The 12,030-nt window shown below is 33.8% G+C and carries 9 protein-coding genes; all 9 read left to right on the top strand.

The window, feature by feature from the left end:
- Positions 1-61: 61 nt before the first annotated feature.
- The 9 genes from J0A69_RS15895 to cas9 all read left to right on the top strand — a co-directional run bounded on the left by J0A69_RS15895 (position 62) and on the right by cas9 (position 12,028).
- Positions 62-1,360, top strand: coding sequence for an AAA family ATPase (locus J0A69_RS15895; RefSeq protein WP_206587581.1), 1,299 nt, complete (start codon positions 62-64; stop codon positions 1,358-1,360).
- Positions 1,350-1,973 (top strand): RloB family protein, encoded by a 624-nt coding sequence (locus J0A69_RS15890; protein WP_206587580.1) that lies wholly within the window; start codon positions 1,350-1,352, stop codon positions 1,971-1,973. The genes J0A69_RS15895 and J0A69_RS15890 overlap by 11 nt, the downstream gene beginning before the upstream one ends.
- A gap of 249 nt (positions 1,974-2,222) precedes the next feature.
- Entirely contained in the window at positions 2,223-2,369 is a 147-nt protein-coding gene (locus tag J0A69_RS15885) for a hypothetical protein (RefSeq protein ID WP_206587579.1), read from the top strand.
- 496 nt (positions 2,370-2,865) lie between these two features.
- Positions 2,866-3,324 carry a hypothetical protein gene (locus tag J0A69_RS15880; protein WP_206587578.1) on the top strand — a complete coding sequence of 153 codons (459 nt, stop codon included), beginning with the start codon at positions 2,866-2,868 and terminating at the stop codon, positions 3,322-3,324.
- Positions 3,325-3,489: 165 nt separating this feature from the next.
- The gene (locus J0A69_RS15875; RefSeq protein ID WP_206587577.1) at positions 3,490-4,584 is read left to right on the top strand and encodes a putative phage abortive infection protein; all 1,095 of its coding nucleotides are present in this window, start codon (positions 3,490-3,492) and stop codon (positions 4,582-4,584) included.
- Between the two features lie 134 nt (positions 4,585-4,718).
- Positions 4,719-5,231: a hypothetical protein gene (locus J0A69_RS15870; RefSeq protein WP_206587576.1), complete on the top strand. Its 513-nt coding sequence runs from the start codon at positions 4,719-4,721 to the stop codon at positions 5,229-5,231.
- A gap of 230 nt (positions 5,232-5,461) precedes the next feature.
- The gene (locus J0A69_RS15865) at positions 5,462-7,264 is read left to right on the top strand and encodes an ATP-dependent nuclease (RefSeq protein WP_206587575.1); all 1,803 of its coding nucleotides are present in this window, start codon (positions 5,462-5,464) and stop codon (positions 7,262-7,264) included.
- A 509-nt stretch (positions 7,265-7,773) separates the two neighbouring features.
- Entirely contained in the window at positions 7,774-7,917 is a 144-nt protein-coding gene (locus J0A69_RS15860; protein WP_206587574.1) for a hypothetical protein, read from the top strand.
- Positions 7,918-8,233: 316 nt separating this feature from the next.
- Positions 8,234-12,028: a type II CRISPR RNA-guided endonuclease Cas9 gene (gene cas9 / locus J0A69_RS15855; protein ID WP_206587573.1), complete on the top strand. Its 3,795-nt coding sequence runs from the start codon at positions 8,234-8,236 to the stop codon at positions 12,026-12,028.
- The last annotated feature ends 2 nt before the right edge of the window (positions 12,029-12,030 follow it).

Genomic DNA, 12,030 nt, shown 5'->3' with positions numbered 1-12,030 from the left:
GTTGTATTTTTGTAATCTCTTTGACGAGTAAATTAATAATGCTAGTCTTAATAACACCTAGATGATACTCAACTTTAGTGTCCAAAATTTTGGACCTGTTAAGGAAAAACAAATCCTGTCTTTTGAAGCGGATAGTTCCACTCATTTGGAAGATCAGTACGTGATTAATACCCAAAGTGGCATTAGGGTTCTAAAGCTTGGTCTTATCTATGGTGCCAATGCCTCAGGAAAGACTACCATCCTTCGGGCTCTTGATTTTCTAAGAGATCTAGTCTTGGAACCCGAAGAAAAGAAAACAGCCCAACTTAAATTTTCCCCTTTTCTATTCGATAAGGTTACTCCTAGTAAGCCTTCAATACTTTCCATTGAATTTATCCACGATGAGATAAAGTATGCCTATTCAGTAGAATTCGATAAAAACGCAGTTTTAACCGAAGAGCTGAATTTTTTCAATCCGAACAAGGCCAATATTTTTAGGCGGACTACAGATGTTGAAAATCAGTTTACAGAAATCAAATTTGGAAGTAAGATCTCTGTAGATAAAGTCTATAAAAAGACACTGGAATCAAATACCCTGTGGAATAATACGGTGCTCGGTGGATATCTGAAGACAAATATTCAGGTTGATGAATTGAGGAATGTGGCTGACTGGTTTGAGAACCATCTCAATCAAATGGTATCAACAAATACGCAGTTAGATTATTATATTCTAGACAAAATTGATTCTGATGAATTAGATAAGAATGATATCTCAAGAATCTTACGGAAAGCTGATTTTAATATTTCAGATATTAAAATAGATCAGCTTGAACGTCCGAAATTTATGGAGCTATTGCAAAATAGAGTTTATAAAAATCCTGATGATTTCAAAGAATGGAGTAGAAGAGGTAAATTATCTTTTTCAAAATTGGAATTTGAGCATACAGTAGATGGCTCTAAATATTTCTTACCGTTTTTATCTGAATCCCAGGGAACTCAGCGGTATTTTGGATTTGCAGGCCTTTTGGCTTTGATGATCAAGGGGTCAGTCATTTTCTCGATTGACGAACTGGAAACTTCTTTGCACCCAGATCTATACAATCATTTTATCCTTTCATTTCTGATGAATTCCAAGAGGTCCCAATTGATTGCTACAACTCACAACCGGGAGATTTTGGACAACAGGGATATTTATAGAAACGACGCAATCTGGTTTACCGATAAAAATGAAGGTAGCGCTACTGAGCTCTATTCACTGGCTGATTTTGACTCTTCTGTGATCAGAAATACCAGCAGTGTATATAATGCATATAAAATAGGGAAGCTAGGAGGGGTGCCAAATACCGGGGACTTCTATATTGATCTGACTGATGAGAAATAGAAGAAATATTCCTCTCAAGAGAAAACCTAAGGTCGCTGTAGTGGTAGATGGAGAAACTGAAGCCTGGTATCTGACTATGCTCAATAGAAATGAACCCAATGCCAAGTTTCAAATCAAACCTGAAATCCCACAAAGAAAGTCTTTGCATGATCAATTCAATAAGGTTCTTAGTCTTTCCGATGACTTTGACACTGTGGTATGGATCGTAGATATGGATGTGATTTTAAAGGAGACAAGAGAGGTAAAAAAAGGTCAGCTTAGACCTCTTGATGAATTTTTGAAGTATAAGGATAAGTTGAGTTCAATTACGAATGTCTCGGTTATTATCAATCAACCATGCATAGAATTTTGGCTCTTGCTTCACTTTGAGTTCACGCAGGCTCCTTTCGATGATTGTGCAAGAGCAGAAAGTCGCTTGAGAAATCATTTGTCAGATTACGCTAAATCACAGAAATATTTCACCAAAGAAGGAGATGATATTTATTTGAAGTTAATAGAAAGGCTTCCTACTGCAATAACCTATTCTAAAAGGTTTGGTGGTTTTGATCTAGAGAATCCTGATAGAGGAAATTCTGGTATGTATAAGCTTTTTGAGATTTTGGGGTTGAGTTAATTTAAAAAAAAGTATAATTGTCAATTTAAAGACATTCAAAAGGGTGTTGGAATGGTGCCAGATGGTTTTCTTAAGTAAAATATTTAATGGATTGATTAAGTAACTGATTCTATGACATATACTGTCTGTATTATTTTTTAGTAATAGCCTATACAATTATTAATTCTTTAGCTTTGGTAGAGCAAAGAGAGTCCTAGAGTATTGATTCAACAAGCTCTTTACTATTTACCAACTTAAATCAAAATAATTATGGCTGTAAAGCACATTCCGACAGGAGAAGTTCATCAAGGACAAAAAGGAGGTAAAACCGGATGTGGTGTAGACACCACAGTAAAATCTGATCATTGGGTTAATTCTTACGAAAGAATTACCTGCGCAAAGAATGGTTGTAAGTAAAAATCTATACTAATCACCCATTTTAAAAGAGAAAATACCCAGTACTGGGTATTTTTTTTTATTCAAAACTCCTTTTCTTTCAGATGTCTTTTAGTTATTGAAATCGAAGATTCCGAGGGCTTTTCCAAGAATTGAAGATTCTATGGCATGCAAATCGGGAAAACCAATTCACTTCTTTTCCTTGATTTCTCAATTGGAGCAGGATCAGGTTCCTTCTTTTTCAGGAGGTATAATCCGAAAAGAACCAATTATTTGAATTGGGATAGGATTGGGCCAGTCAGCGACAAATGTTGGTGAGTAGAGAATGCTATGAAGGCTGGGGGGAGCTGAATTACAAATTCAAGCCAGTCCTGAGTAAGGATTTCCTACCCCCGAATGGAGATTTAGCTGAAAGCAATAACATTGGGGATATTGCAGATATAAACTCCATAGACTAAGTGGATTGGGGTTGAGTCAGTTATAACGGGAATTTTAAAAATGTATCGAATAGAAAAATATGAGCAGACCAATTATTGAAAATTTAAGAACCTGGCCTAGAAATTTAAGCACGAGTCTTGGTGGTGGACTTTCAACCGCTTTAAATGGGGGAATGTCTACAGCGCTTAATGGTGGAGCATCAACTGCTCTATACGGAGGACTATCGACTGCACTTTATGGAGGAATGTCAACAGCTTTATATGGAGGACTATCGACTGCACTTTATGGTGGGTTATCGACTGCTTTGTATGGTGGACTATCAACAGCTCTTTACGGTGGGTTATCGACAGCAATTGGAGGAGGTTTATCATCTGCGATTGGAGGAGGGATGTCAACTTCACTAACCAATGTTTATAGAAGTAACATTCCACCTTGGCCTCATTTTGTCCGTGAACTACAAAAAAGAAGATATAATCGTGAGGTAGATCTTATAAAAGAGCATTTACCAGAGTTTTTATGGCCTGAAAATTATTTCTAAATCAAATTGGCAGTAATAATAAACTGCCACTAAAATGCAATTGCCAAAAGCGGTGCTGAACAGATTCGAATGGTCATTTGGGCAAAGTTAACATTCTTTCATTGATTTAACTTTTGTTCTTCCTTCTCTTCACCTTCGGCAATACTTAAACTGTAATAAACATTAATGAAACCTTTGGAAGTATCATTTTCAAAAAGATGGACAAAATTTCTCCACAAGTATGGAGTCTGGGGAATACTTTTGTTGTTTTTATCAATTGTAAGTGTTTTGTTAGGTTTAGCAATTGCCTTCTACTTCTTCAAACAACTTCAGAACCAATATGAAATAGTCTCAAATGGAACCACGATTGACATTAGTTCAACTGGAGCAACTGGAGATTTTATAGGAGGTATTGTTGGTACAATTTGGAGTCTTGCTGGAGTACTTTTATTTTTTCTGGCATTGAGATTACAGAGCAAGGAACTTAGCCTTCAAATTCAAGAATTAAAGGAAACAAAGAATGTTTTCGTAACTCAACAATTTGAAAACACATTCTTTAACCTTTTGAAAGTTCAACAGGATATTCGTCATGGTTTACTCCAAAGTTTTAGCAATCTTGAAGAACCTAATTATGATTCTTTGGAATTGGATTTTTTTGAAGCACTCGAAAATGATTTAAAGTCCGTTTATAAAAAAATAACCAAAATCATTTCACAAAAAAATAGGTCTAATTCTTATGTGGTTCAAAATATTCAGAAACTTATGGAGTCCGAAGAAGTTGACCGAATTGAATATGTTGATTCCGAAGAAAAAAGAGCCAGAATGGCATATTACATAGTATTCAACAACTACCATAACCAGCTGGGACATTACTTTAGACATCTTTACCATATACTCGATTTTATAGACCAGAAAGAGGAAATGGAAGTGGTTAGTGAAGCATTGAGTACGTTCAAAGGAGATTATGAAGGGGCGAAGATTAAAATTGATGGAAAATCAACTGAAGGAGAACATATTAAAAAGAGATATAGGAAGTTTATTAATCTGATTCAAGCTCAAATGTCTTCGACTGAATTATTGCTTTTGTTTTACAATGGAATTTGTTTTCCTAAAATGAAAAGATTAATAATGAAATATGATTTTCTTGAAAACTTATCAGAAAATGATCTTTTGAACATAGATCATAGAGTACTATATGCTGAACAAACCATCGATGGAATTAAATTCTCAGGTATAACTTTCAAAAACAATTCTAGAATTCTTCAACAAAACATAAATTAAAAGAAGACTTTATTACGATTTCAGGTAAAGAAAAAAACAAATAAAGACTAGAGCAAACTTACACACCAAGAGATAATTTTCAGCCATTCGAAGACTCCATTTGACTATAAAAAATCAAAATACACACCTATGAAATGAACAGATCAATTCAGGTTATTGGAATCATTGGAGCGACCTTGCTTCTAAGTTTGGGTATTGGGCAAAATAGCTTAGCTCAATACAACCTGTCGAATACGCCGATTTGGGTAAAAATCAATTATGTGGCTAAGGAGACAACCAAAGATGGACCATCCATGTATCTTGAACTTGAGATAAAAAACCTCAGTAACAAATCTATTGTTCTCACCTCGGTCCAACAGGGCAGTTTAAATGGCCCTGATGATATTTTTTTGGTCAAAAATTCTAAAGGAGAAAACGTCCGAACCCGTTTTGAGATGCGGGAACATTTTGGTCAGAATGGGCGAGAACTCAAAAGTGGGGAAATACTTTACCGGTATTACAAAAGCCTTATTCATCCAACGCTGATGGACAAGAATCTTCATTTCAATTTCGGTGTCTCTACCATAGGCCATGGTTCGTTTGTCACCGAATCACTATGGGCAGTTCCAAGAAAAATGGAAGAAAAACCTTTTCTTCCTAAGAAGTAGATGTTTAGAAATAGTAATTACAGGTAGAATTAAGGGGCTATAGCTTAAAAAACACCCTACACAGGGAGTTTTTTTTGAATTGAAGCAAGTATCTTGAAAATCGTCAAGTATTGTTTTGAAGTGGAATTGGCTAATGGAACGACTCACTTGGAAATTTCTTTTAATAAAATTCAGTGTGAAAAGTTCTCAGAAATACCTGCAAATGATAAGGAGTAATTTAAAATAACAAAATGAGACTACACAGATTAAAGATTCAGGGGTTCAGAAGACTAAAGGAAATCGAACTTTCATTTGGAGATGCAACATTTCTAATTGGGAAAAATAACTGTGGAAAAAGTACGATTCTCAAAGCAATCGAGACTTTACTCTCTGCGAAAAAAATTCTTCCTAGTGGTGATTATCATTCAGTCATTGACGATGAGACTAAGGAAACAAAGCCTGACACTACAATTGTGCAACTTGAAGGAGAGTTTAGAAACTTACAAATAGAAGCTCGTGATTGGCGTGGATTTAAAGGACGAATTTTTAATTACGATACTGAAACTGAATCAGGACTTTCAGTAACATACCGGAAAACATATGAGCTTGGGAAAGATGTTGTAATTGAGTTTAAATCTAAAAATAGAACTATAAAGGATGAATTCAAGGATTGTAAGTCGCCAAATGACTTTATCGAAGCTGGACTGGATAGAAACATAATAGAACCTATTTTCCCAGAACTTGATAAAAACATTGGAAAAAGTAAAGGGGCATTAGAAAGTCTTGAACAACTAGATGAAATATTTGACTTAACCGAAGATGACGTTTGGTTTCAAAACCCAGGTGGGATACCAGGCAATGTCTTAAAAATGTTACCTCGTTATTTGTTGATTCCTGTTGATTCCAATCTATCAGAAATACAAGGAAATAATAACGGAGTTCTTGGCAAAACTTTAAATGAACTGTTTGAAATGGTTCGGGAATCTTCAGCAAACTTTAAAGAAGCTCAAAAATATTTAGATGAACTTTCAAAAGAGCTAGACCCGAAAGATTCTGATTCTGAGTTTGGAAAAATGATGGTTGACTTAAACACAATCCTTGCTAGTATATTTCCAAACTCTGAACTGCATGCAACAACAAATCTTAGTGACCCATCAAAAGTTCTAAAGCCAACATTTGATATAGAAATGTCCTCTAACATTAAAACGAATGTTGAAAATCAAGGGACAGGAATGGTTCGTGCTGCTGTTTTTGGAATGCTCAGATTTAGACAAAAATGGCTTTCTCAAAAAGAAGATGAACACGCTAGGTCATTAATAATTTGCTTTGAAGAACCAGAAATATATCTGCACCCTAGTGCAGCAAATCAAATGAGAGATGCTATTTATGAACTTAGTAATTCAACATCCCAAATAATTGCCTCTACACATTCACCTTTTATAATTGATATATCAAGAAAACCAAGACAAGTATTAAACAGACTTACAGAAAACGGAAACACTGTTGATAATTTGTCATTTTCAGTTACAGACACTTTTAATAAACTACAAGGAGATGATAAAAACTATGTTAAAATGTTACTTAAAATTGACGATTACATAGCAAGAGCATTTTTTGCAAATAATGTAATTATTGTCGAAGGAGATACTGAAGATATTTTACTTAGAGAATCGATAAGCCGATTACCAAAAAATAATTATTTATCTATAATCTCAAATTTTGAAGTGATAAAAGCCCGTGGAAAAGCTGCAATAATTGGACTTGTTAAGTATCTCACTGCTATGGGTATAAAGCCGATAGTAGTTCACGATAGGGACTCACAGACCCCACATGCGGCGAAATTTAATGAACCAATCCAAAATGCTCTTAATGGTAATGGAAGAATAGTGCTAATGAATGAGAGTGTTGAAGATGAAATTGGATATCAAGCCAATTCTGAAAAGCCTTTTAAAGCGTATGAACAAACTCAAACTTGGACAAACGAATGGGAAAGTATTCCTGAAAATTGGAGAAATAAATTGAAAGAAATTTACGGAAGATATATTTTAGAATAAAAACTTCCTCCAAAATTAAATTCCAAGAATTTCCTAAAGGTGATTTTCTAGTTTTTTTATGTAGTTTTTGACTTAATTGTTTGACCGTTATTAAGAAATAAAAATAGCCAAAAAGCTGATTTAAAAGTGGCTTGTCCAATAGCCTGTTCTTTGATTCTGTAGCATGAGTAATTCCTTGGGATCATAAAATACATGCCTTATTTTTTCTGGTCTTCGTCGGGACAGCCAATTATTGATTTGTTTTATGAATGGTTCCTGTTTCCTGCAGCTTTAGGTAAAATATTATAAAATTTTAACGAACTGAACAAATATCCTGATAATATTAATGGATCACCCCAATTCTCACCGATGTTTTTGGGTTACTGAGTTAGAAGAATTAAAGAAAATTTAACTACTATGCTCTTTAATTAAATTATTAAGACAATATTTGTCCAAGATGCTGATAGATAGCAGAATGTGCAGATTTCCTTTGTTAAATTCACTACATGTTTAATCTAACCACATGCACAATGAAAACATCAAACGGAATTAAGCCAGGTCCAAAAAGAATTGCCAAAACTACCGGCCAACCAGACCGACGTCAACGGGATAATAAGGAAACACCAGGAAATACCCCATCCTTAAAACCGCATAAGCATAAACCAGGGAAGTGAAAAGGAAAGCCAAAATACCCAGTACTGGGTATTTTTTTTTGAAGTGAAGCAAGTATCTTGAAAATCGTCAAGTTTGGTTTTCAAGTGGAATTGGCTATTGGATCGGCTCACCTAGAAATTTCATGCTATAAAATTCAGCTTGAAAAGTTCTTAGAAATACCGGCGAATGAAGAGGGATAAGGTAAAGTGCCTGAAAAAAGAAAGCCCCGGAGATAGCCGAGGCACTACATGTTTTCACAACGGAATAATCCTTATTGTGAATTGCTTTCAAAACAGTAATCTAAAGTAAATAGAAACGATAGACTTTCAAAATACTATGAAAAAGATTTTAGGATTGGATTTAGGGACAAACTCAATTGGTTGGGCATTTATAGAAGTGGATGAGAACAAAGTTCCTATTCGAATTACCGCGATGGGCTCACGAATTATTCCTTTATCATCTGGTGATAAAGAAGAATTTCAAAGGGGCTTATCTATCACAAAGAATCAAAGAAGAACAGCTAGTCGGACTCAAAGAAAAGGATATGACCGAAAGCAACTAAGAAAAAGTGATTTAAAAAAGATCCTAAAGAAGTACAATATTTTTCCTTCGGAAGAATTGTTAAATCTCCCCATGTTGGATTTATGGAAATTGAGGAGTGATTCTGCTAATCCCAATGAAAATATTTCTGCTGAACAACTAGGGCGTATTTTGTATATGCTTAATCAGAAACGTGGATACAAATCGGCAAGAAGTGAAGAGAACGCGGACAAAAAAGATACTGATTATGTACAGGCAGTTATAGGAAGATACGCTCAGTTAAAAGATATAAATCAAACCATCGGTCAATTTTTTCATAAAGAACTTAAAGTTGCTAATGATAACAGTTCATATTTCAGAATCAAAGAAGAAGTCTATCCAAGAGAAGCTTATATTGAGGAGTTTGATACTATTATTAACGCCCAAAGAGGAAAACATGATTTCCTTACTGAAGATGTTATTCATCAACTTAGAAATGAAATAATTTATTTTCAAAGAAAACTTAAATCACAAAAAGGGTCAGTAAGTGTATGTGATTTTGAAGGGTTTGAAAAGGCTGTTTTTGATAATGTAAAAAATAAGGAAAAAATAGTATTTGTTGGGCCAAAAGTGGCTCCTAAAACATCTCCATTATTTCAACTTTGCCGAATCTGGGAAGTGGTAAACAATATCTCATTAAAAGTAAAAAATCCTGACGGAAGCAAATATAAATGGGGTGAAAAAATCCCTGATTTAAAAGAGAAAGAGACTTTAGTAGATTATTTATTTAAAAATGATAGTTTGAGTTTCACCAAACTTCTTGAAATTTTAGAATTAAGTAAAAGTGATGTTTATGTAAATAAGCAAATCCTAAAAGGAATCAAAGGAAATGAAACTTATTCTTCTATTTATAATATCCTTGGCGAAAATGAACTTTTAAGATTTGATGTATCTATTGTTCCAACTAATAATACATCAATTATAGTTGATAAAAAAACAGGAGAAATTTTGGAGGAAAGAGCAGGTTTAGAATTAGAAGCTGCATTAGAGAGAGAACCACTTTATCAATTATGGCATACCATTTATTCCATAAAGGATTTGGATGAATGCAAAAATGCATTAATCAAAAGGTTTGATTTTGATGATGAAACTGCTGAAAAGTTGTCTCGAATTGATTTTAACAAACAAGGCTTTGGTAATAAATCAAATAAAGCAATGCGAAAGATTCTTCCCTTTTTGATGGAAGGTTATGACTATTCTCAATCCTGTAGCTTGGCAGGTTATAATCATTCTAATTCTTTAACGAAAGATGAAAGAGATCAGCAAGTTGTTGTAGATAAGTTGGAGCTTCTTCCAAAAAATAGTTTAAGACAACCTATTGTTGAGAAAATTCTAAACCAAATGGTTAATGTGGTTAATGCAATTTTAGAACAATATGGAAATCCCACTGAAATTAGAGTAGAACTTGCACGAGAACTGAAGCAAAGTAAAGACGAACGAAATGATGCCGATTTACAAAATTCCAGAAATAAAAAACTCAATGAGGAAATTGGAAAACGGTTAAGGGAAATTGGTTTGCCTGAAACTAAGAGATATATCCAAAAATATAAATTCATTTTTCCGTCACTCAGCAAAAACTTAAAAGAAGCTCAAGTCAATAATCAATGTATCTATTGTGGAGAAACATTTAATTTGACGGAAGCTTTAAGTGGTGAGGCTTACGATGTCGACCACATTGTCCCAAAAGCTTTATTGTTTGATGATTCTCAAACCAACAAAGTTTTGGTTCACAGAAAATGTAATGCCACTAAAACCAATCAAACTGCTTACGATTATATCAAATCTAAAGGTGAAGAACAGGTAAAAATATATTCTGAACGAGTTGATGACTGGTTCAAAAGAGGGATTATTTCGTACAGTAAAATGCAACGTTTGAAAGTTTCGCATGTAGAATATCTGGAGAGGAAAAAATCAGGAAAAGAGACAGAAACCGATAAAAAACTATGGGAAAACTTCATCGACAGGCAATTGAGAGATACGCAATATATTTCTCGAAAGGCAAGAGAAATTTTGCAAAAAGTATGTAATAACGTGACTACAACGGAAGGTGGAGTCACTGCAAGACTCCGTAATCTTTGGGGTTGGGATGATGTATTAATGAATTTGCAAATACCTAAATATAAAGAATTAGGGCAAACCGTCATCAAAGAATGGACAAGCGAACACGGAAAAAGAAAGCATCAAAAAGAAGAAATCGAAAATTGGACAAAAAGAGATGATCATCGACATCATGCAATTGATGCTTTGGTAGTTGCTTGTACAAAACAAGGCTTTATTCAACGCTTAAATACTTGGAATTCTAGTGAAACCAAAGATTTGATGAATAAAGAAGTTGAAGAAGCAAAAGTGGAATTTAATGAAAAGACTTCGCTCTTAGAAAAATATTTAAGGGCACAAAAGCCGTTTACCACAGGGCAAGTAATGAAGGAAGCTGATAAGATTTTAATTTCATTCAAAGCTGGAAAAAAAGTTGCTACTATAACCAAGTTTAAAGCAACTGGAAAGAATAAAGAAAAAGGTGTGATTGTTCCAAGAGGTGCATTACATGAACAATCTGTATATGGAAAAATAAAAGTAACGGAAAAAGATAAGCCCTTAAAGTACTTATTTGAAAATCCTGATAAGATTATAAATTCTAAAATTAAAAATCTTGTCAAGACAAGACTTTTAGAAAATGAAAACAATTCTAAAACAGCTTTATCAACATTAAAGAAAAATCCAATTTATCTAAACGAAGAAAAAAAGGAGATTCTTGAAAAAGCATCTTGTTATAACGATGCAACAGTTTTGAAGTATAAACTTCAAAGCCTTAAAGCAAATCAGGCCGATGATATTGTAGATGAAAAAGTAAAATTATTAGTAAAAGAAAGATTAAATCAATTTAATAATAAAGAAAAGGAAGCGTTTAAAGAAACACTTTGGTTTAATGAAGAAAAGCAAATTCCAATTAACACAGTACGTTTATTTGCTCGTCCAGATGCTGATAATATCCAACTTATCAAAAAGGATGAAAAAGGTAAGGAAATTGGGTTTGTAGTAACAGGAAACAATCATCACATTGCAATTTACAAAGATAAAGAGGGAAGACTTATTCAGCACAGTTGTACTTTTTGGCATGCAGTAGAAAGAAAGAAATACTTGATTCCACCTGTTATCAAAAATCCATCTGATGTTTGGAATCAATTATTTGAAAAAGATCTTTCAGAGTCATTTTTAAAAAATTTACCTACCGATAATCTTGTTTTGAAGTATAGTATGCAGCAAAATGAAATGTTTATTCTAGGCTTAACAAATGAAGAAGCTGAAGAAGCATTTAAAAACAAGGATAAACCTTTATTAAGCAAACATTTGTATTTGGTTTGGAGCATTTCAACCAATGATTTTTGGTTTAGGCATCATTTAGAAACAAAAAATTCCGAGTTGAAAAGTATTTCAACTGCAAAGGATGCTAAAAGGTATTATAGATTTAAAAGTGTTGGAGCTTTTGTTGGAGTTAATCCAATTAAAGTCCGATTAAATCACTTAGGAGAGATTACTAAAATTGGGGAATAATA

This window comes from Algoriphagus pacificus (assembly GCF_017254845.1).
Lineage (GTDB): Bacteria > Bacteroidota > Bacteroidia > Cytophagales > Cyclobacteriaceae > Algoriphagus > Algoriphagus pacificus.
Note: the sequence above shows the minus strand (reverse complement) of the source record. Positions and strands in the feature narration are given on the sequence as shown.